At 65.2% G+C, this 24,963-nt stretch carries 28 protein-coding genes; 3 read left to right on the top strand and 25 right to left on the bottom strand.

Annotated elements, in window-relative coordinates; all coding sequences use genetic code 11:
- Nucleotides 1-100: 100 nt before the first annotated feature.
- The 13 genes from RR42_RS00920 to RR42_RS00860 all read right to left on the bottom strand — a co-directional run bounded on the left by RR42_RS00920 (nt 101) and on the right by RR42_RS00860 (nt 11,830).
- Nucleotides 101-1,006 carry a dienelactone hydrolase family protein gene (locus RR42_RS00920; protein ID WP_043342963.1) on the bottom strand — a complete coding sequence of 302 codons (906 nt, stop codon included), beginning with the start codon at nt 1,004-1,006 and terminating at the stop codon, nt 101-103.
- Between the two features lie 62 nt (nt 1,007-1,068).
- Nucleotides 1,069-1,755 (bottom strand): glutathione S-transferase family protein, encoded by a 687-nt coding sequence (locus RR42_RS00915; RefSeq protein WP_144409722.1) that lies wholly within the window; start codon nt 1,753-1,755, stop codon nt 1,069-1,071.
- Nucleotides 1,752-2,177 (bottom strand): YchJ family metal-binding protein, encoded by a 426-nt coding sequence (locus RR42_RS00910; RefSeq protein ID WP_043342961.1) that lies wholly within the window; start codon nt 2,175-2,177, stop codon nt 1,752-1,754. Before RR42_RS00910 ends, RR42_RS00915 begins: the two co-directional genes overlap by 4 nt.
- Nucleotides 2,174-2,863: an HAD family hydrolase gene (locus tag RR42_RS00905; protein WP_043342959.1), complete on the bottom strand. Its 690-nt coding sequence runs from the start codon at nt 2,861-2,863 to the stop codon at nt 2,174-2,176. The genes RR42_RS00910 and RR42_RS00905 overlap by 4 nt, the downstream gene beginning before the upstream one ends.
- The gene (locus tag RR42_RS00900) at nt 2,860-3,561 is read right to left on the bottom strand and encodes a 2-hydroxychromene-2-carboxylate isomerase (protein ID WP_043342957.1); all 702 of its coding nucleotides are present in this window, start codon (nt 3,559-3,561) and stop codon (nt 2,860-2,862) included. Before RR42_RS00900 ends, RR42_RS00905 begins: the two co-directional genes overlap by 4 nt.
- Nucleotides 3,562-3,680: 119 nt before the next feature.
- Entirely contained in the window at nt 3,681-4,811 is a 1,131-nt protein-coding gene (locus tag RR42_RS00895; RefSeq protein WP_043342953.1) for an acyl-CoA dehydrogenase family protein, read from the bottom strand.
- Between the two features lie 48 nt (nt 4,812-4,859).
- A complete protein-coding gene (locus RR42_RS00890; RefSeq protein ID WP_043342950.1) occupies nt 4,860-5,540 on the bottom strand; it encodes an SDR family oxidoreductase in 681 nt (226 codons plus the stop codon).
- A gap of 84 nt (nt 5,541-5,624) precedes the next feature.
- Nucleotides 5,625-6,821, bottom strand: a complete 1,197-nt coding sequence (locus RR42_RS00885) for an acetyl-CoA C-acetyltransferase (RefSeq protein WP_043342947.1) — start codon at nt 6,819-6,821, stop codon at nt 5,625-5,627.
- Nucleotides 6,822-6,914: 93 nt separating this feature from the next.
- Nucleotides 6,915-7,586, bottom strand: a complete 672-nt coding sequence (can, locus tag RR42_RS00880) for a carbonate dehydratase (protein ID WP_043342942.1) — start codon at nt 7,584-7,586, stop codon at nt 6,915-6,917.
- Entirely contained in the window at nt 7,583-9,427 is a 1,845-nt protein-coding gene (aceK, locus tag RR42_RS00875) for a bifunctional isocitrate dehydrogenase kinase/phosphatase (RefSeq protein ID WP_043342938.1), read from the bottom strand. The genes can and aceK overlap by 4 nt, the downstream gene beginning before the upstream one ends.
- 161 nt (nt 9,428-9,588) lie before the next feature.
- Entirely contained in the window at nt 9,589-10,779 is a 1,191-nt protein-coding gene (locus RR42_RS00870; RefSeq protein ID WP_043342936.1) for an isovaleryl-CoA dehydrogenase, read from the bottom strand.
- A 72-nt stretch (nt 10,780-10,851) separates the two neighbouring features.
- Nucleotides 10,852-11,310: a PaaI family thioesterase gene (locus tag RR42_RS00865; RefSeq protein WP_043342932.1), complete on the bottom strand. Its 459-nt coding sequence runs from the start codon at nt 11,308-11,310 to the stop codon at nt 10,852-10,854.
- Between the two features lie 85 nt (nt 11,311-11,395).
- On the bottom strand, nt 11,396-11,830 hold the full coding sequence (locus RR42_RS00860; RefSeq protein ID WP_043342929.1) for a MerR family transcriptional regulator: 435 nt from the start codon (nt 11,828-11,830) through the stop codon (nt 11,396-11,398).
- 198 nt (nt 11,831-12,028) lie between these two features.
- Between RR42_RS00860 and RR42_RS00855 the strand changes: the two genes are divergently transcribed.
- Nucleotides 12,029-13,102 carry an MBL fold metallo-hydrolase gene (locus RR42_RS00855; protein ID WP_043342924.1) on the top strand — a complete coding sequence of 358 codons (1,074 nt, stop codon included), beginning with the start codon at nt 12,029-12,031 and terminating at the stop codon, nt 13,100-13,102.
- Nucleotides 13,103-13,891: 789 nt separating this feature from the next.
- Here RR42_RS00855 and RR42_RS00845 read toward each other — a convergent pair.
- The 5 genes from RR42_RS00845 to argS form a co-directional block, all read right to left on the bottom strand.
- Entirely contained in the window at nt 13,892-14,728 is an 837-nt protein-coding gene (locus RR42_RS00845) for a helical backbone metal receptor (RefSeq protein ID WP_043342915.1), read from the bottom strand.
- The gene (locus RR42_RS00840) at nt 14,725-15,537 is read right to left on the bottom strand and encodes an SDR family oxidoreductase (protein ID WP_043342912.1); all 813 of its coding nucleotides are present in this window, start codon (nt 15,535-15,537) and stop codon (nt 14,725-14,727) included. The genes RR42_RS00845 and RR42_RS00840 overlap by 4 nt, the downstream gene beginning before the upstream one ends.
- Nucleotides 15,538-15,705: 168 nt before the next feature.
- A complete protein-coding gene (locus tag RR42_RS00835; RefSeq protein WP_043342909.1) occupies nt 15,706-16,344 on the bottom strand; it encodes a thiol:disulfide interchange protein DsbA/DsbL in 639 nt (212 codons plus the stop codon).
- Nucleotides 16,345-16,435: 91 nt separating this feature from the next.
- Nucleotides 16,436-17,212, bottom strand: coding sequence for an SPOR domain-containing protein (locus RR42_RS00830; RefSeq protein ID WP_043342906.1), 777 nt, complete (start codon nt 17,210-17,212; stop codon nt 16,436-16,438).
- A 128-nt stretch (nt 17,213-17,340) separates the two neighbouring features.
- Entirely contained in the window at nt 17,341-19,134 is a 1,794-nt protein-coding gene (gene argS, locus RR42_RS00825; protein ID WP_043342903.1) for an arginine--tRNA ligase, read from the bottom strand.
- Nucleotides 19,135-19,394: 260 nt separating this feature from the next.
- Here argS and RR42_RS00820 point away from each other — a divergent pair, with 260 nt between their 5' ends.
- Entirely contained in the window at nt 19,395-19,718 is a 324-nt protein-coding gene (locus RR42_RS00820; RefSeq protein ID WP_043342900.1) for a DUF1840 domain-containing protein, read from the top strand.
- Nucleotides 19,719-20,031: 313 nt separating this feature from the next.
- Here RR42_RS00820 and RR42_RS00815 read toward each other — a convergent pair whose 3' ends face one another.
- The 3 genes from RR42_RS00815 to RR42_RS38215 all read right to left on the bottom strand — a co-directional run bounded on the left by RR42_RS00815 (nt 20,032) and on the right by RR42_RS38215 (nt 21,007).
- A complete protein-coding gene (locus RR42_RS00815; protein ID WP_043342896.1) occupies nt 20,032-20,448 on the bottom strand; it encodes a glycine zipper domain-containing protein in 417 nt (138 codons plus the stop codon).
- 134 nt (nt 20,449-20,582) lie between these two features.
- A complete protein-coding gene (locus RR42_RS38220) occupies nt 20,583-20,744 on the bottom strand; it encodes a DUF1328 domain-containing protein (protein ID WP_043342893.1) in 162 nt (53 codons plus the stop codon).
- Nucleotides 20,745-20,833: 89 nt separating this feature from the next.
- Complete coding sequence (locus tag RR42_RS38215; protein WP_043342890.1) at nt 20,834-21,007, bottom strand: DUF1328 family protein; 174 nt, start codon at nt 21,005-21,007, stop codon at nt 20,834-20,836.
- 278 nt (nt 21,008-21,285) lie between these two features.
- Here RR42_RS38215 and RR42_RS00800 point away from each other — a divergent pair, with 278 nt between their 5' ends.
- Nucleotides 21,286-22,740 (top strand): CHASE3 domain-containing protein, encoded by a 1,455-nt coding sequence (locus tag RR42_RS00800; protein WP_043342887.1) that lies wholly within the window; start codon nt 21,286-21,288, stop codon nt 22,738-22,740.
- Between the two features lie 107 nt (nt 22,741-22,847).
- Here RR42_RS00800 and RR42_RS00795 read toward each other — a convergent pair whose 3' ends face one another.
- The 4 genes from RR42_RS00795 to RR42_RS00780 all read right to left on the bottom strand — a co-directional run bounded on the left by RR42_RS00795 (nt 22,848) and on the right by RR42_RS00780 (nt 24,922).
- A complete protein-coding gene (locus RR42_RS00795; RefSeq protein ID WP_043342884.1) occupies nt 22,848-22,991 on the bottom strand; it encodes an entericidin A/B family lipoprotein in 144 nt (47 codons plus the stop codon).
- A gap of 105 nt (nt 22,992-23,096) precedes the next feature.
- Entirely contained in the window at nt 23,097-23,504 is a 408-nt protein-coding gene (locus tag RR42_RS00790) for a response regulator (protein WP_043342881.1), read from the bottom strand.
- Between the two features lie 109 nt (nt 23,505-23,613).
- Nucleotides 23,614-24,246 (bottom strand): response regulator transcription factor, encoded by a 633-nt coding sequence (locus tag RR42_RS00785; RefSeq protein WP_043342877.1) that lies wholly within the window; start codon nt 24,244-24,246, stop codon nt 23,614-23,616.
- 316 nt (nt 24,247-24,562) lie between these two features.
- The gene (locus tag RR42_RS00780) at nt 24,563-24,922 is read right to left on the bottom strand and encodes a hypothetical protein (RefSeq protein WP_043342875.1); all 360 of its coding nucleotides are present in this window, start codon (nt 24,920-24,922) and stop codon (nt 24,563-24,565) included.
- Nucleotides 24,923-24,963 lie beyond the last annotated feature (41 nt).

The raw sequence follows: 24,963 nt of genomic DNA, 5'->3' as shown, positions 1-24,963 counted from the left end.
CCTAACCGCCTTGTATCCCGACGCTTGCGTGCGCCTGGCTCCACCCTGCGCAGCTGGATGCGGCGCGCGATTCCATCCGCCTATCGAAAAAAATCACTCGTCATGGCTGCGGATCGAACGAAAGCCCGATCTCCTTGAAGAACCGCCCCACCTCCGGCAGCCAGATCGGCACGCCCGCGCGGGCGCCGAACAGCGTATGGGAGTCACCCGCGAATGTGCCGTAGTCCACCATGCGGGCGTTAGCGGCAGGGCCACGCGCCTGCGCGGTATAGGCCTCGAAGAATTTTGCCGGCAGGGGCGGCGGCCAGTAGCTGTCGTTATCGCCGTACAGCCACAGCGAGGGATAGCGCGCCTTTTTGCCGTAGTCGCCGAACGCGTCCACCAGGTTGAATTCCCAGCGGCTGCAAGACTCGTCGCGCAGGCCGCCGGCAAAATTGACCACGCCCAGCACGCCCGGATAGGCGATGGTGCTGAATGCCATGGTGGTCAACCCGCCATGCGACTGGCCGATCACCACGATGCGCGATTTGTCCACATAGGGCTGCTTGATCATGTATTCGAGCGTGGCCACCACGTCTTCGGCCTGCACCAGGCCGTTGCTCTCGACATTGCAGCCGCCGCCGACATAGGCGCCGCCGGATTTGGAAAAGCCCTGGCGCATCGGCAGCGCCACAACGTAGCCGCGCTTGACGAATTCCGCGCTCTGCGCGAGGTAGCGTGCGCGCGACTGGAAGGCTGGCTTGCCCAGCGCCTTGCCGTGATTGATCACGACCAGCGCAAACGGGCCGTCGCCGGGTGGCTTGAAGATGGTGGTTTCCAGCTCCAGCGAGAACATGACGCCGGGCTTGGGAACCATGGCGACCTGCTCCGACGATCCGGAGACGATGGCGGCGATCGTCGTCTCTGGTGCCTGCGTGGCCTGATTCGCGGATGGCGCCCGCGCCATTGCCCCGGTGAATGGCAGGGTCAGCAGCAGGGCCAGGGCCAGTCGTTGCGTCCACCTCATGATCTGCCTGCTCCTTGGTTGCCCCAGCCGCGCGAGGCGCCGCCTCCCTGCTGCCCGCCGCCTCAGGCCGTGCGCCTGGGCAACGGATGCCCCGGCAGCAGGTCGTACGGATGGCGCCAGCCCGGCAGCGCACGCAGCCGCTCGGTCCAGGCGTGGAGTTGCGGATACTCCTTGCGCCAGTGCACGCCGATCTCGTCGTCGTAGAACACGTAGCCGGCCAGCGAAAAATCCGCGATGGTCAGGCGCTCGCCCAGCACGTAGGCCCGCCCGGACAAATGCGTGTTGAGCACGCTCCACGCGCCCTCGCAGCGCTGCCTCAGGAACTGCAGCACTGCCGGGTCCGGCGCTTTGGTGAAGGTGCGCAGGAAACGGTAGGTTGCGGTGTATGACGTGAACTTGTGGTTGTCGAACAGCAGCCAGCGCAAGACCTCGGTGCGTTCGGCCTCGCTGGCGGGCCCGTAGATGTCGAGGCGCTGCGCAAGCAGGTCCAGGATGGCGCCCGATTGCGACAACCGCTGTCCATCGAACTCCAGCACCGGCGCCTCGCCCATTTCGTTGATGGCACGGTACTCGGGCGTGTGCGTCTCGCCGTTGAAGTAGTCGACGAAGCGCGGCGTCCACAGCTTGCGCCCACGCTGCACGCCGACGGTTTCCAGCAGCAATGCGACCTTGTAGGTGTTGCCGGATTGCGCGAAGCCATACAGCAGGTACTCCGTATCCCGCGCCGCAGCAGCCATCGATTCCGTCATGGTGTCTCCCCCAGCATTTCGCCATCGACATAAAGCCAGCGCGGCGCCTCGCCGGCACTGCGCGGCTCACGTACAAAGCGGCTGCGCTCGTGCAGCCGCCAGGCGCGCCCGCCCACCTTGTAGCGCGCCACGAACTCCACCTGGGCATGCGCCTCATCCTGCTGCGCATGCGCCTTGACCGCGAGCCCGAGCCAGCGCGTGTCCGTGTCCGCGGCAAGGTCGTCCGGGCAGGTAGATGGATGCCAGGTATGGCGCAGCCAGTCCACGTCGCCGAGCACATAGGCGCTATAGCGCGAGCGCATCAATTGCTCGGCGTTGACCGGCAGCGCCTCGCCGCGATGAAAGCGCCCGCAGCAGGTGGCGTAGTCGCCCCCGCCGCATGGGCAGCCGCCGGTGCCGGCGCCTGACGCGCGCGCCTTCACCCGATCAGCCCCGGCAGCTCGCGCATATCGGTGAAGGTGGTGACTGCGCCGGCTGCCAGCAGCGATTGCGCCGCGTTGCGCGCAGCGTAGCCGAGCACCGTCATGCCCGCGGCAACGCCTGCGGTCACGCCCGTGGGACTATCCTCGATCACCACGCAGCGCTCCGGCTCCACATCCATGGTGCGCGCCGCCAGCAGGTACACGTCGGGCGCCGGCTTGCTGCGCTCGACCTCGGTCGACGAGAAGATATGCTCGCGCTCGTCCTGCTGGAACAGCGCCACCAGGCCGGTGCGCGTCAGTTGCAGCTTGACCTTGATGCGATCCGCGCCCGAGGCCACGCAGACCGGCAAGCCAGCCGCAACGATCGCGCGCACCGCCTCACGCACATGCGCCACCGCCTGCACTTCCGCCTCAAGGACTGCGTTGCGACGCACGAACCATTCCGACAGCCAGTTTTCCGGCAGCGGCGCGCCGCGCCGGCTGGCGATGTTGTCGAGCTCTTCGCGCACCGCGCGGCCGAGAAACCACTTGGTGGATTCCTCGATCGAGATACGGATGCCAAGTTCGTTGAGCATCTCGTTGAGCACGCGGTTGACGATGGGTTCGCTGTCGACGAGCACGCCGTCGCAATCGAAAATCACGCAGTCGAAGCGGGGATGGCGGATCGGCTTGATGCTGGCATTCATGCGGGTTTCTTTTCCTTGCTGCTCTCTGTGCTGTTATCCGTGCTGCTTGTGTTGTTTGTGTTGTTGTCCATGCCCGGCACGGCACGCAGCGCCATCGGGCGCTTGCTCTTGAGGTGTGCCTCGATCTGGTCGAAGCGGTCGAAGCCCCAGAACGGCTCGCCGTCGATGATCACAAAGGGCGAGCCGAACACGCCCTTGGCCATGGCCACGTCGATCTCGGCCTTGAGCTGGTCCTTGATCTGGAAGCCGCTGGCGCCGGCATCCATGGCATGCGCGTCGATGCCGAGCGGCTCGGCCAGCTTCACCAGCTCGGCCGGCTCGGCGATGTTGATGTCATCCACGAACAGGGCGCGATAGACCGACTTGGCAAACGCGGTGGCGATATCGTCGCCGTGATGGTTCTGCAGCCACAGCACGGCGCGGGCGGCCTGCGTGGTGGGCAGCGGGAAGTGCGTCGGACGCTTGTACTCGATATTGTGGAAGCGCGCGGTACGCTCGAAATCGCGCCAGGAATAGTCGCCCTTGAGCGGCACCTGCGGCAGTGGAGAACTGCCGGTGGTCTTGAACACCACGCCGAGCAGGATCGGATGCCAGGCGACGATGCGCCCGTACTTCTGCGCCAGCTCGTCGATGCGCGTGCTGGCGAAGTAGCCGTAGGGCGAGGAAAAATCGAAGTAGAAATCGATGGCGGCAGTCATTGTCTGGGGGCTCCTGGCTTCTGGCCGTTTGGCTTCTGGCGTCTGGCCGATTGGGTTCAGTGCTTCGGTGATTCGATGATGCGCCAACAGGTTGGTTCCGTGCTGCGCGCGAGCCGCCCTCAGGCCAGCGCCCGAGCGATCAGTATCTTCTGGATGTCGCTGGTGCCCTCGTAGATCTGGCAGACGCGCACATCCCGGTAGATGCGCTCGACGGGGAAGTCGCTGACATAGCCGTAGCCCCCAAAGACCTGGATGGCGGCCGAGCAGACCTCCTCGGCCATCTCGCTGGCATACAGCTTGCCCATGGCGGCCTCCTTCAGGCAAGGCCGCCCCGCATCCTTGAGCGACGCGGCATGCCACACCATCTGCCGCGCCACCTCGATCTTGGTCGCCATGTCGGCCAGGCGGAACTGCACGGCCTGGTGCGCGAACAGCGGCTGGCCGAAGCTCTCGCGTTCCTTGGCATACGCCAGCGCCGCGTCGAACGCCGCGCGCGCCATGCCGATGCTCTGCGAGGCGATGCCGATGCGTCCGCCTTCCAGGCCGGACAGCGCCATCTTGTAGCCGGCGCCCTCCTCGCCCAGCATATTGGCTGCCGGCACGCGGCAATCCTCGAACAGGATCTGCGCGGTGTCCGACGAATGCTGGCCGAGTTTTTCCTCCAGCCGCGCGACGATGTAGCCGGGCGTGGCGGTGGGCACCAGGAAGGCGCTGATGCCGCGCTTGCCCGCCGCCTTGTCGGTGACCGCGAGCACGATGGCCACGTCGGCGTTCTTGCCGCTGGTGATGAATTGCTTGACGCCGTTGAGCACGTAATCGTCGCCGTCCCTCACCGCGCTGGTGCGCAGCGCGGCGGCATCCGAGCCCACGTGCGGCTCGGTCAGGCAGAAAGCGCCGAGCATCTCGCCGCGCGCGAGAGGCACCAGCCACTGCTGCTTCTGCGCCTCGCTGGCAAAAGCCATCAACATGCTGCACACCGGGCAATTGTTGACGCTGATGACGGTCGAGGTGCCGCCGTCGCCGGCAGCGATTTCTTCCAGGATCAGCGCCAGCGAGAGATAGTCGAGCCCGGCGCCGCCGTATTGCTCGGGCACGGCCACGCCGTAGGCGCCGAGCGCGGCCAGCTCGCGGTGCACCGCCTGCGGGAAGGTCTTGTCGCGATCCCACGCGGCGGCGTGCGGCGCGATCTCCTGCTGCGCGAACTGGCGCACGGCATCGCGGATCATTTCCTGTTCTGGCGTGAGCAGCATGTCAATTCACCAAGGTGTTAGCGGAGTCGGGAACAACGAACGCCGTGCTCACCACGGGATCACGCTGCCATCATAGTTGCGAAAGCCGCCGTTATCCTGGCGCGTCGCGCCGGCGATCACGCCGCGCATGCCGGATACGCTTTGCTGCGGCGTGAGGTCGGCTTCCTTGCCGCCCATCTCGGTCTGCACCCAGCCCGGGTGGAAGGCCAGGCAGGTCGCGTGGCGCGCGTCGAGCGAGGCGGCCTTGAGCGCCGCGTTGGCCGCGGCCTTGCTGACCCGGTAGAGCCAGCTGCGGTTGCTGTCCATGGTGCCGATGCTGCCCATGCGCGAGGCCAGCACCGCCAGCACGCCGCCCTTGCCCGAGCGCCCGGCCTCGACCAGCGGCAGCAGCAACGGCAGCGCCATCATCGGCCCCAGCACATTGACGTGCATCACCTTGTCGAAGTCCTCGCGGGTGACCGGCTGCGCGCCTTCGGTGCGCGGGCCGATCACGCCGGCGTTGTAGATCGCTACGTCGATGGACTCGCCGTCCAGCTTCCAACCCAGCCCGGCGACCTGGCCGGCGTCGGTCAGGTCGGCGCGCAACGCCTGCGCGCCAAGCGCTTCGATGGCCTTGATGCCATCATCGCTGCGCGCGACGGCCAGCACCCGCCAACCATCGGCACGGTACTGGCGCACAAATTCGAGACCGATGCCACGCGAGGCACCAAGGATGAGAGCGGTTGGCAAGACGGTACTCCTTCTTCCATATTGATTGCGGCCTGGCTGCCGCGCGGGGGCGGCAGCCGCTCTGTTGCGGTCAATGCCGCGGGTTCAGACGATCTCCAGCCCCACTGCGGTGGCTTCGCCGCCGCCGATGCACAGGCTGGCCACGCCGCGCTTGCCGCCGGTCTTGCGCAGCGCGCCGATCAGCGTGGCCATGATGCGCGCGCCCGAGGCGCCGATGGGGTGGCCCAGCGCGCAGGCGCCGCCGTGGATGTTGACCTTGTCGCGCGGGATCCTGAGGTCGTGCATGGCGGCCATCGGCACCACGGCGAACGCTTCGTTGATCTCGAACAGGTCGACGCTGTCGGTAGTCCAGCCGAGCTTGCGGTAGAGCTTGTTCATTGCTTCCACCGGCGCGGTGGTGAACCAGCCGGGCGCCTGCGCATGCGTGGTGTGGCCGAGCAGGCGGGCCAGCGGTTCCAGGCCGAGCCGCCTGGCGGTGGATTCGCGCATCATCACCAGCGCGGCGGCGCCGTCGTTGATCGACGACGACGAGGCGGCGGTGATGGTGCCGTCCTTGGCAAAGGCGGGCTTGAGCGATGGGATCTTGTCGACCTTGATGCGGCGCGGGCCTTCGTCGGTGTCGATGACTGTGTCGCCACCGCGCCCCGGCACCGTCACCGGCGCGATCTCCCAGCGGAAGTCGCCGCGCTCGGTGGCCTGCTGGGCGCGCCGCACGCTTTCCATGGCGAACGCGTCCTGCGCCTCGCGGGTAAAGCTGTACTTGGCCGCGCAGTCCTCGCCAAAAGTACCCATCGAGCGGCCTCCGCCTTTTTCGTCCTTGATGTAGGCGTCTTCCAGACCGTCCAGCATCATGTGGTCGAAGATCATGCCGTGGCCGATGCGGTAGCCGCCGCGGCCCTTGGGCACCAGGTACGGCGCATTGGTCATGCTCTCCATGCCGCCGGCGATGCCGATCTCGAACGCGCCCGCGATCAGCGCGTCATGCACGTTCATGGCGGCGCGCATGCCGGAGCCGCACATCTTGTTGACGGTGGTGCAAGCCACGCCAAGCGGCAGGCCAGCGCCCAGCGCGGCCTGCCGGGCGGGCGCCTGGCCCAGGCCCGCGGGCAGCACGCAGCCGAACACCACTTCCTCGATCTGCTCCGGCGCGAGGCCCGCGCGCTCGACCGCCGCGCGGATGGCGGTGGCGCCAAGCTGCGGCGCCGTCAGCGTGGCGAATTCGCTCTGGAACGCCGCCATGGGGGTGCGGGCGGCGGATACGATGACTACTGGATCATGCATGGGGTGTCTCCAATGATTGGGGCGCTGGCTGGCGGCGATTGATGGCTCTTTGCGGAAATCTTTATGTACTTGCCGACGACGGATGACCGATGCTTAGCGGATCGACGCTTGCGGCGGATCGCCGAACTGGCGATAGGCGGCCTCAAGCTGCGCGTGCAGTTCGTCGTTGCTGCTGGCGGCCATGCCCAGGTCGCGCAGCAGGCCGTCGGACACGCCGTAGACCCAGCCATGCACCGTGACCGGCTGCCCGCGGTCCCACGCGTCCTGCAGCACCGTGGTCTGGCACACGTTGCTGACCTGCTCGATCACGTTGAGCTCGCACAGGCGCGTATGCGCGTCTTCCTCGCGGGTGATGGTGCCAAGGTAGGCGCCGTGCTTGTCGGCCACGTCGCGCACGTGGCGCAGCCAGTTGTCGGCCAGGCCGATGCGCTGGCGCTTGAGCGCGACCTTGACACCGCCGCAGCCATAGTGGCCCACCACGGTGATGTGGCGCACCTTGAGCACTTCCACCGCGAACTGGATCACGGCCAGCGCGTTGAGGTCGCTATGGGCGATGACGTTGGCGATATTGCGGTGGACGAACACCTCACCCGGTGCCAGCCCGAGGATCTGGTTGGCCGGCACGCGCGAATCCGAGCAGCCGATCCAAAGGTACTCGGGCGCCTGCTGGTTGGCCAGGCGCATGAAGAAGCTCGGGTCTTCCGCGTTGACGCGGTCCACCCACTCGCGGTTGTTGCGGAAAAGCTGGGCGATGGCGTCACTCATGCGACTCTCCTTGCGGGAACGGGATCGTTGCCGTGCGCACGCGCTTCGGCGTCGCCGCTGCCGGCGGCATAGCGATGGATAAAACGTTCAGAAACATCATAGGCATAGAAATCATGGATTTGCCCGGCCAGCAGCCGGTCCTTGTGAGCCTGCCACATGGCAGGGTCGAAAAAATCCGCATGGTGCCGCAGGAAGGCGGCACGCACGCGCGCGTCGCCGAGCAAGAAGGTGCGATAGGTCTCGGGGAAGATGTCGTGCCGCCCGACGCTGTACCAGACCTCGCCCGAAAGCTCCTCCTCCTCATTGCGCGGCTGCGGCACGTGGCGGACGTTGGTGTCCGTCATGTACTCGATCTCGTCGTAGTCGTAGAACACCACGCGCCCATGGCGCGTCACGCCGAAGTTCTTGTAGAGCATGTCGCCGGGAAAGATATTGGCGGCGATCAGCTCCTTGATGGCGTTGCCGTACTCGACGATGCCGTGCTCGACCTGCGCATCCGAGCCTTCCTGCAGCCAGATGTTCAGCGGCGTCATGCGGCGCTCAATATACACGTGGCGCACGACAATTTCCTCTCCGCCATCCTTGCCGCGCTGGTATTCGATCATCGACGGCGCATGCAGCTCCAGCTCGCGCACCAGCGCATCGTCGAAGCGCGACAGCGGAAAGGCCACGTCGGAGTACTCCAGCGTATCGGCCATGCGCCCGACACGGTCGTGCTGCTTGACCAGCTGGTACTTCGACTTGATCAGCTCGCGCGTGGTCTCCTTGGGCGCCGGGTAATAGTCCTTGATCACCTTGAACACGTATGGGTACGACGGCAGCGTGAACACCAGCATCACCAGGCCCTTGATGCCGGGGGCGCTGATGAAATTGTCCGATGAATGCTGCAGGTGATGCAGGAAGTCCCGGTAGAACAGGTTCTTGCCCTGCTTCTGCAAGCCCAGCGAAGTGTAGATCTCCGCGCGCGGCTTGCGCGGCATGATGTCGCGCAGGAAGGTCACGTATGCCGACGGGATCTCCATGTCGACCATGAAGTACGAGTGCGTGAAGGAGAACAGGATCAGCAGTTGCACCTTCTTGAGCAGCACCGTATCGAGCGACAGCTTGCCATCGGGCGTGTGCACGATGGGAATCGCCAGCGGGAAGGTGCGGTCCGCATTCAGGATACGGCCGATGATGAAGGCCGACTTGTTGCGAAAGAACAGCGACGACAGCACATGGATCTGGAAATTTGGCGCAATGCGGAAGTCACCGAAATACTCGGTGACGGCGCGCACCACATAGCCGATATCGCGCGTGAGATCGTCAAACGGCCGCTCGAGCTGGAAGTTATGGACGATGCGTTCGAAGCATGCCGCCATGCCCTTGCGGCTGCCCGGATAGTAGGCACGAAAGGTCGGCCGGGTGGGCGACTCTTCGTTCTCGATGTATTCGGTCGAGATGGCCGGGCGCACGAAGATGAAATCGTTGTTGAAGTACGAACGGTGCAGGATGCGCGTGCACACCGAGTTGAAGAACGTCTCGGCCAGTTCGGGCTGGTGATGGTTGGTCAGCAGCCCGATGTAGTGCAGCTTGATCTGCTGCCAGATCTCATCCTCGATATTTTCCGCGTCGTATTCGTCTTCCAGGATCACGCTGGCTTCGCGCACCCGCTCGTTGTAGAAGTCGATGCGGTCGCGCTGCAGTTGCTGCAGTCCGGGCCAGTCGGCCGCTTCGAACTTCAGCTTGGCCAGGTGGCCGGCTTCGCGGAACAGCCGGTAATGCTTGTCAAACCCGTCCAGCATGGTCCGGGCCACGTCGTAGGCGATCTGCGAGGACAGCAGCTTGGGGAAGTGGGACATGTCGCAGACCGGTGGCTAAGGCTGGAGGTGGTTTCCGGAGATTGTAAATTGGTTCGGCGGCCGGGCGAGTGCTCTTTCGGTCGATTCGGCGCGAGCGGCAGGGCAGTCAGGCTGGCGCTGCCGCCTTGCGGCGCCGCGCCCGGCCGCGTGCCGCGCCGGCATCACATGGTTTGCGAGAACAGCTCGCGCCCGATCAGCATGCGGCGGATTTCCGAGGTGCCGGCGCCGATCTCGTAGAGCTTGGCGTCGCGCCACAGGCGGCCCACCGGGTACTCGTTGATATAGCCGTTGCCGCCCAGGATCTGCACGGATTCGCCGGCCATCCAGGTGGCCTTCTCGGCGGTATAGAGAATCACCGCGGCGCAGTCCTTGCGCACCTGGCGCACGTGGTCCTTGCCCAGGGAATCCAGGTTCTTGCCCACCGTGTACAGGTAGCTGCGCGCTGCCTGCAAGGTGGTGTACATGTCGGCCACCTTGCCCTGGATCAGCTGGAACTCGCCGATGCTCTGGCCGAACTGCTTGCGGTCGTGGATATACGGCGTGATGACATCCATGCACGCTTGCATGATGCCCACCGGGCCGCCGGAGAGCACCGCGCGCTCATAGTCCAGGCCGCTCATCAACACCTTGGCGCCCAGGTTCTCGCCGCCGAGGATGTTTTCCACCGGCACTTCCACGTCCTGGAACACCAGTTCGCCCGTGTGCGAGCCGCGCATGCCGAGCTTGTCCAGCTTCTGCGCCACCGAGAAACCCTTCATGCCCTTCTCGACGATAAAGGCGGTCATGCCGCGCGCGCCAAGGTCCGGCTCGGTCTTGGCGTAGACCACCAGCACATCGCAATCCGGGCCGTTGGTGATCCACATCTTGGTGCCGTTGAGCACGTAGTGGTCGCCCTTGAAGTCCGCGCGCAGCTTCATGCTCACCACGTCGGAGCCGGCGTTGGGCTCGCTCATGGCCAGCGCGCCGATCCAGTCGCCGCTGACCAGCTTGGGCAGGTACCTGGCCTTTTGCGCGGCGGTGCCGTTGCGGTGGATCTGGTTGACGCACAGGTTGGAGTGCGCGCCGTACGACAAGCCGACCGATGCCGAGGCGCGGCTGATTTCTTCCATGGCGATCATGTGGGCCAGGTAGCCCATATTGGCGCCGCCGTATTCCTCCGCCACCGTGATGCCGAGCACGCCGAGGTCGCCCATCTTCTTCCAGGCGTCCATCGGGAACTGGTCGGTGCGGTCGATCTCGGCCGCGCGCGGCGCCAGTTCGGCCTGCGCCCAGTTGCACACGGTTTCGCGCAGCATCTCTATGTCTTCGCCCAAGTCGAATTTCAGGCCTGGCAGCTCAGTCGTTGCGATCATGGCGGTCTCCTGATGGCGTCGGTCTTGTTGTTTTGTCTGTTTTGTCTACTTTGTCTGCTTTGTCGTTTGTGGTCAGACGTGGTCTAGCGTGCGCACCACGCACAAGGTCATCAGCATGGTGGCCACCGCCTTGCGCACGCCGGCCGTCTCGCTATATACGTCGCCCTGCGCCACGATCAAGGTGCGACCGGGCTTGAGCACGCGCCCCACCGCCACCAGCCGCTCGCCCTGGGCGGGCGAGAGCAGGTTGATCTTGTACTCGGCGGTCAGCCCGGCCTCGCCATCCCCCACGATCGACAGTGCTGCGTAGCCGCAGGCGCTGTCGGCCAGCGCGCCGACGGCGCCACCGTGGAAAAAACCGTGCTGCTGGGTCACGCCCTCGGACCACGGCATAGCGATCTCCACCTCGCCCCGCATGACCCGCGTCAGCGCCGCGCCGAAAGTGGTCATCAGGCCCTGGCGGGAGAAGCTGGTGGCAATGGCATCCGCGCGCTCGGCGGACAACGGCGTGGCATCGACAGCTTGGGGCATGGGCTTTCCTTGTTTGAGAAGCTATTCTATTGACGTTTACGTAAACGTCAATCAAATCAGACGCGCGAACTGGAATAATTGCTTATCAAGCACTTTTCACCACATCCGGTGGCACGTCGCATCCATGTGTCGCCAACAACGCCCGGCACTGCCGCTCGTGCTGGTCGATGTCGGCAAGCTGCGCCTGCAGGTCCTCGAGCTGGCGCTCCAGTGCGCCGCGGTGATGCGCCAGCGAATGCAGGAAGCGCTCCAGCTGCGGCGCGGTGTCTCGCGGCGACTCGTACAGATCAAGAATCTCGCGGATTTCGTTCAGTGTCAGCCCAAGCCGCTTGCCCCGCACCGTGAGCTTCAGGCGCGTGCGCTCGCGCCCGTTATAGACGCGCTTGCGCCCGGTCGGCCCTTCGCGCTCCGGCGACAGCAAGCCCTGGTCCTCGTAGAAGCGGATCGCACGCGGCGTCACGTCGAACTCGCGGGCGAGATCGGTGATGGTGTAGGTTGGCGTGACTGGCGAGTCTGGCATGGTGGCCCGGTAAAAAAGTGAACGGTCGTTCGGTATGGAATGAAGTTTTCGCTTAAGATGGAAAAAGCCCGCCCCGATTGACGTTAACGTTAGCGTCAAGCAAGGCCGCTGGCAACCGCGATATGCAACCGTGACAACGAGAAAGCCCGCCTGCGCGCGGCACTGCGCGCACAGGGCTTCAGACCCGAGAGACTCCTCATGAACGCACTCGAACACGAACTCCAATACCCGTTTGGCGAAACCCTGCCCGAAAGCGGCGCGCGGCAGCAGGTGGCGCCCGGCGTCTACTGGCTGCGCATGCCGCTGCCCTTCGCGCTGGACCACATCAACCTGTGGCTGGTGCGTGACCGCCTTGAAGGCCGCGACGGCTGGACCATCATCGATTGCGGCGTCACCAATGACACCATCAAGGCGCACTGGGAAACCGTGTTCGCCAACGAGCTCGACGGCCTGCCCGTGCTGCGCGTGCTGGCCACCCACTGCCACCCCGACCACATCGGGCTGGCGCACTGGCTGTGCAAGCGCTGGGACGCCCGCCTGTGGATGAGCCTGGGCGACTACATGAACGCCCGCGTGATGGGCGGCGGCAGCGGCGCCGGCTCCAACGCCGGCGGCGACTTCGCGGCCAGCCACTTCGCCCGCCACGGCCTGACGGACCCCGACAGCCTGGAAAAGCTGCGCGCGCGCAAAAGCTACTACCCGTCGCTGGTGCCCGACCTGCCCACCCAGTACCGCCGCATGATGGACGGCGATACCGTGCATATCGGCACCGACCCGGCCAGGTCCGGCTGGCGAGTGATCACTGGCTTCGGGCACGCGCCCGAGCACGTAGCACTCTACAACGCCGCCTTGAATGTGCTGATTTCCGGCGACATGGTGCTCCCGCGCATCTCCACCAATGTCAGCGTGTTCGACATGGAGCCGGAAGCCAATCCGCTCAAGCTATACCTGGATTCCCTGGGCAAGTACGAGCCGCTGCCGGAAGACGTGCTGATCCTGCCATCGCATGGCCGACCGTTCCGGAACCTGCATATTCGCATCAAGCAATTGCGCGAACACCATGTGGAGCGGCTTGCCGAGACCCGGGCGGCCTGCGTGGAGAAGGCCTGTAACGCGCATGACATCGTCGGCGTGATCTTCAACCGGCAGTTTGATATTCACCAGATGACGTTTGCCATGGGCGAGGCGCTGGCGCACTTGCATGTGTTGTGGCATGCGGGGGAGGTGAGGCGGGAGATTGGGGGGGATGGGGTTGTTAGGTTTAGGGTTTAAGGTTTAGGGGGTACTGGTGGGGTTTTGCTGTTGCTTCGGCGCTTGCTGAAAGCACGAAATTATATTTAAATTCAAAGGCTTAACTGCAAATTCAACTGCAGTTTCACCACCCCTGCGGGGCGGCGACCTACTTTTTTGTCTTGCCAAAAAAGTAGGCAAAAAAGGCGCGCCGGATGGGGCGACACCCCCTCGGGATTTCACCAAAAGAGCGGCCGGGACCCAAACTCGCATCGCCTTAAGGCGATACTCAGACATGGGTCCCTCTTCTCCGCTCTTTTGGTGAAATCCCGAGGCGCCCCATACGGCCTGGGTGAACCTTCACGGCTCGCTTCGCATCGCGCACCTGTGTTTCCCGCCCCCAGGCGGGAAACACGGCTTACCACAGAGGGATCAAACTTCGATTCGGTGTAGCCGTGATTGCCGCCCCCAGGCGGCAATCACCCGAGCGCGATGCGCAGCGAGCCGTCTGGGTTTTCATCTCCCGTTATGGGGCGCCTCGTCGCCGGGCGAAAGGAGCGGAAACGAGGAGGCCATGTTTGAGTATCGCCTTAAGGCGATGCGAGTTTGGCCTCCGGCCGCTCTTTTCGTCCGGCGACGAGGAGGCTTTCGCCCCATCCGGGTCGCTTCTTTGCCTACTTTCTTGGCGAGACAAGAAAGTAGGTCGCCTCCCCGCAGGGGAGGTGAAACTGCCTTTGACCTTGCTGTTAAGCAGTTGCAGTTGCAGTTGCAGTTGCAGTGGCAGTGGCAGTGGCAGTGGCAGTGGCAGTGGCAGTGGCAGTTGCCGAGCCCCTAAACCCCACCTGCAAACCGCATCAAATACCTCACCCCCTCCACAGCCCGACTCCCATACCAGGAAACCATCTCCCCGTCGATCAGCAAAACCTCCTTGCCAATCTGCCGCTCCAGCGCATCCACATGCGCCTCGGTAAACCGATAGGGCTCGCTGGAAAGCAGGACAAGGTCAAGCTCCCGCACCAGCGTATCGCTCCACCGGAAGCTCGGATACCGCGTCTGCGGCGTATTGGGCCGGCTGCACGCCCCTTCAACACAAGCCTGGGGCATGGCGTCAGCCGCAGGCCACGTCTGCCAGTTCACCAACGCCAGCATCTGGCTGATATAGGTCTCGCGCGACACCGTCATCCACGGGTCCTGCCAGATCGCATACAGGACCTTGCGCGCGGGCCACTGCCGGGCACGTACCTGCGCCAGTTCGGACGCCATGGCGGCGCAGAGCGATTCCGCTTCCGCAAGGCGGCCGAAGATGCCGCCAAGCAGCCGGTAGAGCGCCAGGTTGTCCGCGGGCGCACAGGGGTGGGTGACGATCACATGCGGCACAAACGCGCGGATCTCGTCGACCGTCTCGCGCCGGTTCTCGTCGATGTTGACCACTACGTGAGTGGGCGCCAACGCCCGCAGGCGCTCAAGATTGACGTCCTTGGTACCACCCACCTTGGCCACGGCACGCACGGCGGGCTCGGGATGGATGCAAAAGCCGGTGCGCGCCACCATCTGCGGGCCCAGCCCCAGGGCAAACAGCAGTTCGGTAACGGACGGCACCAGCGAGGCAATGCGCACGTCGCCCGTGGCCGGACCGTGCAGGACGCCGGCTGCGTCCTGCCAGCTCATGGCTGCTTGTCCTGGCTACCCCCCTGCGCGCGCGGCTTGCGCGGTGCGCGGGAGAAGATCGCGTCGTAGAGCCAGCGCGGCATCAGGTGCAGGATGGATGCGACCACGCCCATCTGCCAGGGCACCACGGCAAAGCGGCGCCCGGCGGCAATCGCACGCACCGTCTTGCGAGCGAACACGTCGGCGTCCATCAGGAAGGGCATGCGATAGGGATTGTGCTCGGTCATCGGCGTGCGGATGTAGCCAGGCGCGATAGTGACCACGCGGATACGCTCGCGGCGCTGCTCCAGGCGCAGGCTCTCCAGCAGCTTGATCACGGCGGACTTGGAGGCGCTGTAGGCGCCTCCGCCCGGCAGGCCGCGCACGCCGGCCACGCTGGCAATGCCGACCAGCGTGCCGCGCCAGCCGCCGGCGCCGGGATCGCGTTCGCGCATGGGCTGCATGAAGGGCTGGAAGGTGGTGAGCACGCCGAACCAGTTGGTGTCCATCACCATGCGGAAGGCTTCGAGGTCCTCGCGCTCGCTGGCAACGGTGCCAACCGATACGCCCGCATTGGCGATCACCACATCGGGGCAACCAAAATGATCGAGGAAGTCCTGGGCGGCGCGCTGCATGGCATCGGCATCGCGCACATCCGCGCCATAGACGCGCACCGCATTGGGATTGGGCAGGGTGCGTGCGAATTCACGCAGCACCTCTTCACGCCGGCCAACCAGGCCGAGGATCGCGCCTTGCGAGGCGTACTCACGCGCCAGGGCCTGGCCGAGTCCGCTAGACGCGCCGGTAAGAAAGACTTTCTGTGCTCGCATCGGGAGGGTCCAGGGGTAAGCGCAACATGGTTCATGCCGACCGACCCGCCCTGGCGCGTGCCGGACGCCGCTGCGCCTCGCCGGCGCCGGCGGTGCCGGTCGACCGCTGGCGGCCATCAGCCGGCTCGCGCGTGGCGAGCCCAAAGGCCGGCGGCCGCAGCCCGGGAATTACATCTTCTTGTCGCGCACCTGGCCGACCAGGTAGTCCATGGTCTGGATGGCCGTGCCCTTGGTGCCGGCGATGGACGGCGAGGTCACGTACTTGCCCTGCACCACGACCGTCGGCACGCCGTCGACCTTGTAGGCGTCGGCGATCTTGTTGGCGCGTTGCGAGTTGGTGGTCACCGAGAACGAGTTGTAAGCATCGAGGAAGGCCTTGCGGTCGATGCCGTTCTTGGCCATGAAGTCGGCGATTTCGTTGGGGTCGAGCATGCGCTTGCGGTCGACGTGGATGGCGTTGAAGACCTTGGTGTGCATGGCGTCCAGCTTGCCGATGGCTTCCAGCGCGTAGAAGATCTTGGTGTGCGGCAGCAGGTCGTCGCGGAAGGCAACCGGCACGCGCTTGAACACCACGTCCTTGCCCTGCTTGCCTACCCAGGCTTCCAGCTCAGGCTCGAAGTCAAAGCAGTGCGGGCAGCCGTACCAGAAGAACTCGGTGACTTCGATCTTGCCCGGCGCGACGGGCTGCGGCGCTTTCAGGACCTGGTACTCCCTGCCCGAGGTGGGCGCGGCTGCCTGGGCGGGCGCGGTCATCAGGAAACCGGTCACAGCGACCAGCGTGGCAAACAAGGCGGCGAGTTTCTTCATGTGGCGCGGCTTTCGAGAATGGGCAATGAGCGTATGACAGCGGCGGTGCAATCCGGTTCAGCGGATTGCACCGGGTTACCGTTACTGCTTGTTACTGCTTGGTAAAGCGGATGACCGAAGCCTCGAAGCCCGACGCCTGCAGCCGGTCGCGCGAACGGTTCATGTCGTCGATCTTGTTGAACGGCCCCAGGCGCACGCGATAGAGCTTGACGCCGTTGACATCGCGCTCGGTTACCTTGGCTTCGAACCCCTGCATGGCCAGGTTGGCCTTCTGGCGGTCGGCGTCGTCCTGCGAGCGGAAGGCGCCTACCTGCAGCAGGTAGCCTACCTTGTTGGCATCGGCCTGGGCGATCTCGGCGATCGGATCGGCGACAGGCTTCTCGGACGGCTTTTCAGCAGGCTTCTCCGTCGGCTTCTGCGCTGTCCTGTCGGCCGGCTTCTCGGCGGCGGGCCGATCGGCGGGCTTGTCCGCGGGCTTCTCGGCGGCGGGCTTGTCGGCTGGCCGGGTGACGGCTACCGGCGGCTGGCGCTCGGGCGGCTTCACCGTGGTCGGCGCCGGGCCGGACGGCTGCTCGGGCTCAGCAGCGGGCCCGACCGGCTTGGCCGGCGTCTTGCTCCACAGCGGCTTGTTGGGATCGCTTGGCGCTTCCTGCGCCGGAGCGGGCAGGTTGCTGACCACATTGCCGGGCTCGGACGGCTTTTGCGCGCCCTTTTGCTGGAATGGCGCCGGCGACCTGGTGATATACAGGGCGACCACTACCGCGATCGCCAGGCCGACGATCAGGCCCAGCACCAGTCCCAGGAACGTACCTCCGCGCTGCGGGGCGCGGCTGGCATTGCGCGGGGTGCGCTTGCGTTGCTGTTGCATGAAATCCTCTAGCGTGATGGCGCGATTATAGAGCCTGCGCCGATCCCGGCATCACTGACTGTGGTCAGGGCGATACGGATAAGCCGCGTCGTGAAGGGGGCAAGCCCCCTTCACGACGCCAGCCTGGCTTACATGCGCTGCGGCGCCGAGACGCCGATGACGGCCAGCCCGTTGCGCAGCACCTGGCGGGTGGCGGCCAGCATCGCCAGGCGCGCCAGCTTGACCGCCTCGTCATCCACCAGCACGCGGTCGGAGTTGTAGAAGGCGTGGAAATCGCCCGCCAGGTCCCGCAGGTAGAAAGCGACCGCATGCGGCGCCAGTTCACCCGCCGCTGCCGCCAGCATGTCCGGGAAATCGGCCAGGCGCTGGCCCAGCGCAAGCGCCTGCGGGGTAGCGTCGGCACCGGTCACGGGGGCCAGGTCGGTGCCGGCCAGGGCAGGCAGCTTGGCCTCCCAGTCCGCGCCGCCCCAGGATTCGAAGATCGAGCAGATGCGGGCATGGGCGTACTGCACGTAATACACCGGGTTCTCGTCGTTCTGCTTGAGGGCCAGGTCGACGTCGAAGATGAATTCCGTATCGGCCTTGCGCGACAGCAGGAAAAAGCGCACGGCGTCGCGCCCGCGGGTGAAGTGCTCGGGCCAGTCGGCCACGCCGGCTTCCAGGCAGCCGCGGATGGTCTCGCCGCCTTCCGCGCCGTTACTCCACTCGATCAGGTCGCGCACGGTCACGTAGGAACCGGCGCGCTTGGAGATCTTGACCTCCTCGCCGTTCTTCATGACGGTGACCATCTTGTGCAGGATGTAGTCGGGGTAGCCTTTGGGGATGCCGATGTCCAGCCCCTGCAGGCCGGCGCGCACGCGGGCGATGGTGCCGTGGTGGTCGCTGCCCTGCACGTTGATGACCTTGGTGAAACCGCGCTCCCACTTGCTGGTGTGGTAGGCCACGTCCGGCACGAAGTAGGTATAGGTGCCGTCGGTCTTGCGCATGACGCGGTCCTTGTCGTCGCCTTCGTCGGTGGTGCGCAGCCACAGGGCGCCTTCGTTCTCGTAGGTCTTGCCCTTGGCCACCAGCGACTGCACCGCGGCTTCGACGCGGCCGTCGCTGTACAGCGAGGACTCCAGGTAGTAGTGGTCGAACTTGACGCCGAAGGCGCGCAGGTCGATGTCCTGCTCGTTGCGCAGGTAGGCCACGGCAAACTTGCGGATCGACTCGATGTCTTCCACGTTGCCGGAGGCCGTCACGGCGTCGCCGTCGGAGGCGCGCACGGTCTTGCCGGCCAGGAAATCGGCAGCGATGTCGGCGATGTAGTCGCCGTTGTAGGCCGACTCCGGCCACGCGGCATCGCCCGGCTTGAAGCCGCGGGCGCGCGCCTGCACCGATACGGCCAGGGTCTGGATCTGCACGCCGGCGTCGTTGTAGTAGAACTCGCGATGCACGGCAAAGCCTTGCCAGTCCAGCAGGTTGGCCAGCGCGTCGCCCAGCGCCGCCTGGCGGCCGTGGCCAACGTGCAGCGGGCCGGTCGGGTTGGCGGAGACGAACTCGACCAGCACCTTGCCGTGCACGCCCTGTGCCTTGGCGCCGTAGCGGTCGCCCTGCTCCAGCACCGCGCGCAGCACATCGGCCTTGGCGGCCGGCGTCAGGCGCAGGTTGATAAAGCCGGGGCCGGCGATGTCCAGGCTGGCCACCAGCCCGGCGGTACGCGCGTCGGCCTTGACTGCGTCGACGATCTGCTGGGCCAGCTCCCGCGGGTTGCGCTTGAGCGCGCGGGCAACCTGCATGGCAAGGTTGCAGGCCAGGTCGCCGTGGGCGGCGACCTTAGGACGCTCGAAGACGGCGCCGGGCAGGGCGGCGTCGGCCGGGGCGATTGCGCGCACCGCGTCATTGAACGCAGCGGCAAGATTGGTGGTCTGAACTGGCAGCATGGATGTCGTGGCCCTGAGGCGGTTGTCTGGTGCCGTCGCGGCGGTTCTGCCGCGGCGGCACCGTCACGGGCGGCATGTGGAGGCCGCGCCGCGTGGCAGGCAATGAATTGCAGAACGCGGAATTTTATCAGGTGCTATGCTGACATCATGCAGCAAGCCCAAAACCGGCTGTCGCGAGTCCTTTGGCCGGTTCCGGGACAAGCCGCGCGGCCATGGTTTTCGCCCATGTACTTCGCTGTACGCCAAGGAAAGGAAATATCATGCTGATCACCTTCAAATCCCACGCGTCGCAGGACCTCATCATGATGAGAGACCTTGCCGTGACGCTCCTGGGGATTATCGGCAAGCACCTGGGGGAGCGCGGGGTGATCACCATCGAGGAACTGCCACGCTGCATCCATATACTGGAAGCCGCCGTGACGGATGCCAAGAAGGTGCACCCGGCCGTTTCGTCGGTCCATCCCGGCAAGACTGACGATGACATCGAGGAAGAGCCCCTGCACCTGGGCCAGCGCGCCTACCCCTTCCTCGACATGCTGCGCGCATCCCAACGCGAGAGCACCGAGGTGATGTGGGGGGTGTAGGCAGTGCGCCGAATCCCCGTACGCTCGTAGATTAACGACAAGGTAGCCGGTGCCAGCCGGCCACCTTGTCTACCCTTGCGCTCGCCGCTTCTTGTCCCCGCTTCTTGGCCCCGCGTCCTGCCCCACCCGCGCTCCTTTTCCTGCCTTCTCGCGCTTCCGGCAAAAAAATGCCCAGCCGCTGATGCGGGCCGGGCATGCCGGATCAGGGAGGGGATCCGGAAGGGGGAAGAATCGTGCTACGGAATACTGCCCAAGCGGCGTATGCGATGCATGCGCCGCATACGGCACTGCCAGGCTGGCCGCAATGCCTCGGTCAGTCGTTGCGGCTGCGGCTATTCGCTGCCATCAGCAAGCCGACGAAAGCGCCTGCCGCCGCCGCGATACTGATCGCTTTCAACGGCGACGCCGCCACGCGCCGCTGCACGCCGTCCACGGCGTAGTCCACACGTTCGCGTGCACGGCTCGCAAGGTGGTCGCGCAAGGCGCGCGTACGGTCCTGCAGCCGTCGTCCGGCCTGCACCGCCTCGGACGAGCCTTCGCGCCCCAGCACTTCCATGGTTTGCTCGAGCTGGGCAATCAGCCGGTTGACCTCGCCGGCCACGGGTCCTGCGGCTTCGCGGGCGGCGCCGCGCGTATCGCGCGCGGCATGCCGGATCTGGCGCACCGTGCTTTCGGCGCTGTCAGCCAGGTGATTCACTTCTTTGCGGATCTTTGGATTGTTGGTCAGCATTGGCTTATCTCCGTTTGGCCTGATGACGCGATGCGATGCGGTTCGTGCTGTCTGCCGGGAAATCGTGAAGGTGGGATCTGCATGCGCAGTGCGCGGCCTTCGCTGCCATCGCGAAAGCCGCGCCAGCCCCCCCCTTAGCGCCTGACCAGGCTGATCACGAACGTCACCAGCGCAACCACCAGGAAGATGAAGAACAGGATCTTGGCGATTTCGACCGCCCCTGCCGCGATGCCCCCAAAGCCGAATATCGCGGCGATCAGGGCGATGACAAAAAATACGAGTGCGTAGTGCAACATGGTGATGGCTCCCTAAATGGATTGGGCTGCCGCGCCAGCAGCCGTGCGCTTGGCAAGTGACAGCGGCTGGCGATTGCGGTTGCGGTTGGCTACTTCACCGCCTTGAAGACGGTCACGCCCAGGACAAGGAACAGCACGAACAGCACCAGGAAGATGAAGAACAGGATCTTGGCAATGCTGGCCGCACCGGCAGCAATACCTGTGAACCCCAGCAAGCCGGCGACCAAGGAAACCACTGCAAAAATCAGCGCCCACTTCAGCATTGACGTGCTCCCTCTCACTTTCCTGGCTGGCTTGACGCGGGGTGCGCAAGCTCATGGAACCATGGTAGAAATCAGATCTCCGGCCAGACACCGCAGCCGCACCGATTCGCTTGTCAGCCAATTCCTACAGCCCAAGCGCCGGCGCGGGCTCGCGGGCAGCACCGGCGACGCGGCGGGTTGACCGCAGACCGTCGATGTGCTTCCATCGTCGCAGGCAAGGTGCAGGCAAGGCGCGGGAAACGCCGCGCCGGCCAAGCGCCCGACATCGGGAAACGAACATGTTCAAGCAGTCACTGTTGCGCTCGACCTTGCTTCTGGCGGGCGGCATCGTGCTTACCGTGGTGGTGCTGATCGCCTCGGAGGCGGGCAACATCCGCTTGCACCAGGGCTATACGCAAGTCATCCAGTCGCAGCAGGTACAGGGCCAGATCACCTCCCTGCTCGGCGAGCTGGTCACCGCCGAAGCCGGCCAGCGCGGCTTCCTGCTGACCGGCAAGGAAAGCTACCTCCAGCCGTACTACCAGGCCGTGCCGCGCATCAATGCGCTGATGAGCGCGCTGCGCAACCGCTACGCGGACGACCCGGAGGCGCTCAAGCTGTTCATCGAGGCCTCCACCGCCGTCAGCCGCAAGCTCACCGAGATGGACCTGACACTGATCTACGGCAAGCGCGACGTGGAAGTGGCGCTCGACCTGATGCGCACGGACTTCGGCAAGCAGACGATGGACAACGCGCGGCGCGGGCTGGAGGCCTTGCTGCAGCGCGAGGCCAAATCGGTGTCGCAGAGCCTGGAGTACGCCGACCGCGACCTTGCGCTGTCGCGCTACGGCATCGGCCTGCTGACCGCCATCAATATCGTGCTGCTGATTGTGGTGGGCTTGCAGCATTCGCGCCGCATGGCGGTATCGGAAGCCGCACGCAGCGAGCTGGAAGAAGAAAGCGCGCGCCTGGACAGCATGGTGCGCTCGCGCACACGCCAGCTCTCGGCGCTGGCATCCCACCTGCAGCGCGTGACCGAGGACGAGAAGACGCGGCTGGCGCGCGAGCTGCACGACGAGCTGGGCGCCATCCTGACCGCCACCAAGCTGGATATGCATTGGGTGCGCCGCCGCATCCAGGACGCCCACCCGGATGTGGCGGAAAAGCTCACCCGCGTGATGCTGCATGTGGACCAGGGGATCCAGATCAAGCGGCGCCTGATCGAGGACCTGCGGCCCACCGTGCTGGTCAACCTGGGCCTGAAGGAGGCCATCGGCCAGCTGGTGGAGGAAGTGGCCGCGCGCAACCAGTGGGAGGCGGATGTGCAGCTGGCAGATGCGGTGCCGCCGCTGCGCGACGATGCTGCCATCGCCCTTTACCGCATCGTGCAGGAGTCGCTCACCAACGCCAGCAAGTACGCCGAAGCACGACGCGTGTCCATCCAGCTCGATTGCGCCGACGGTGTGCTCGAGCTGGCAATCAGCGACAACGGGCGCGGGCTGCCGACGGACTTCGAATCGCGGCGCTCGGTGGGACACCATGGCCTGCTGGGGATGGAGCAGCGCGTGATCGCCCTGGGCGGCACGCTTGAGCTCCAGTCGGAGCCCGGTGCCGGCGTCACCATCCGGGTGGTGGTGCCGCTCACCGATGCCATCGTGGCGCCGCCGCGCGACGATGAGGACGAGCTTGACGGCATGGGGGAACCCGGCGAGCCGCCGCAGGATGCGCCCACCGGCACGCCGCCGGCCAACTAGCCGGCCAGCCAAGCGGTGAGGAATGGAAAAGGGGCTCCGCGCAGCCCCTTTTCCATTCCTCTTATCCGCTTCCGCCTGTCTGGCCGCCGCGCGCACGGCACGGCGCCTTACATCTTCTGCTTGACGCTCTCGGCGGCGCCTTGCACCTTCTCGCCGCCCTTCTCGATGTCCTTACCCGCGCCGGCCATCGTGTTGCAACCGGTCACCAGGACCACACCTGCCAGGGCGCACAGCGCCATCAGCTTTCTCATGATTCTCTCCTTGCTTCAGGTTGACGCGGCATGGCCGCAGGTGGAACTGCCGGTACTGACAATACGGTAGATACGGTCGATACGGTCAATACAGTCGATACGCATTCAGCCATCTGCCCGCGCGTACTCCTCGATCACCCGGAACACCTGCTCGAGTTCGAGCGACTTGTCAAAGAAATAGTCCGCGCCGGCCTCGGCGCACTGCCGCCGGTATGTAGGCACCTGGGCATGATTGGTGTACACGATCCGGATACCCGACAGCTCGGTTTTCTGCAAGGCGCGCAGCACGTTGATCCCGTTGCCCTGCCGCAACTGCAGGTCGACGATGACGACCTCGTACTTGCCCGCCTCGCAGAGGCGCAGCGCCGAGCTTTCGGTATCCGCCCAATCCACGACTTCGATAAACGGAAATGCGTTCAGGTATTCAAGCAACATACCCCGCAGTACCGCTGAGTCCTCGATTAGCAGGACCCGCAGTGCGCGATACGAGGGGGCCGCAGCTTGATCCAACATGACTTCATGGTAGCAACAGAGTATGGAGAGAGACCATCGGCGTCCGTCCTACAGCGGCGTCAGGCGAACGCGGCAGTATGCCGTGGAATGCGCTTTGCCTTTGCGGCGCCTACTCCACCAGACCGTTCTTGATCGCGTAGTAGGTCAGGTCGGCATTGGTCTTCATGCCCATCTTTTCCAGGATGCGCGAGCGATAGGTGCTGACCGTCTTGACGCTCAGGAACAACTCCTCGGCGATCACCGAGACCGACTGCCCGCGCGAGAGCTTGCAGAAGATCTGGAACTCGCGCTTGGACAAGGTCTGGTGCAGCGGCTGGTTGGTGGGCTTGTCCAGCCCGCCGATAAGCAGGTCCGCCACGTTTGCGCTGACATAGCGCCGGCCCTGGGCCACGGTGCGGATGGCCTTGACGAGATCGTCGGGCGCGCTTTCCTTGGTCAGGTAGCCGGATGCGCCCGCGCGGATCAGGTTGATGGCGTACTGGTCTTCCGGGTAGGTGGAGAGGATCAGCACCGGCAGGTCGGGATGGCGCTGGCGCAGCAGCTTGAGCACGTCGATGCCGTTACGGTCGGGCATCGAGATATCGAGCACCACCACATCGAACTCGAGCTCACGCAGCCGTGTCATGACTTCGTCGCCGCTGGCCGCCTCGCCCTCTACCCGGATATCGGGCTCGTCGGAAATAAACTGCCGCAGGCCGGCGCGCACGATCTGGTGATCGTCGGCGATCAGAACACGAATCATGATGTCTCCCCGGGGCATGGATGCACCAGCGCTCAGGAGCGGCCGGGCTAATGCATTGTAGTGCTTGCAAAACCGCCCGACTGTCGGTCTAGGACTGACAAGCTCCCAGTTGTCCGCGCCATCGAAAAAGGGACGGGGTGAGCCCGTCCCTGTGTCGAAAAAACCTTGGCTTCGCTTCAAGTGGCCCCTAGCTAAGCCACCCCTCTCCCCCTGAGGGGAGAGGGAGAGACAGCCGTCGTCATGGCGAACGGCTTTGGCCCGCTCGGCGGCTGCGGCAAACGCCTCAGGTTTGTCGGCACGCTTGCCGTTTATTGGCTTACTGGACCTTGGCCGCGGCGCCGGTGTCGGCGGCGGCGCTGGTGTCGGTCGCGGCCTCGCCCTTCTTGGCCTTGGCGTGGCTGCTGTGCTTCTTGGTCTTGGCGGTGGACTTGGCGTGCGTGTCGGCTGCGGCATCGGCCTTGGCGTCCACGCCCTTGTCGGCGCTGGCCGAAGCGCCCAGGCCAGCCTTCACACCTGCGCTGGCGGCTGCGCCCTTGTCTGCGGGCGCGCTGACTGCGGGCGCCGCCATGGCGCCAGTGGCGCCAGCCTTCGCATCAATGCCGGTTCCTTGCGCCATGGCCAGCGAGGATGCGGCAGCGATCGAGAGAGCGGAAAGGGAGATCAGCAGTTTGTTCATGGAGAGGCTCCTAGCAGTTTGCGCCGCCGCGAAACATTCGC

Origin of the sequence: Cupriavidus basilensis, from assembly GCF_000832305.1 — a bacterium.
GTDB lineage: Bacteria > Pseudomonadota > Gammaproteobacteria > Burkholderiales > Burkholderiaceae > Cupriavidus > Cupriavidus basilensis_F.
Note: the sequence above shows the minus strand (reverse complement) of the source record. Positions and strands in the feature narration are given on the sequence as shown.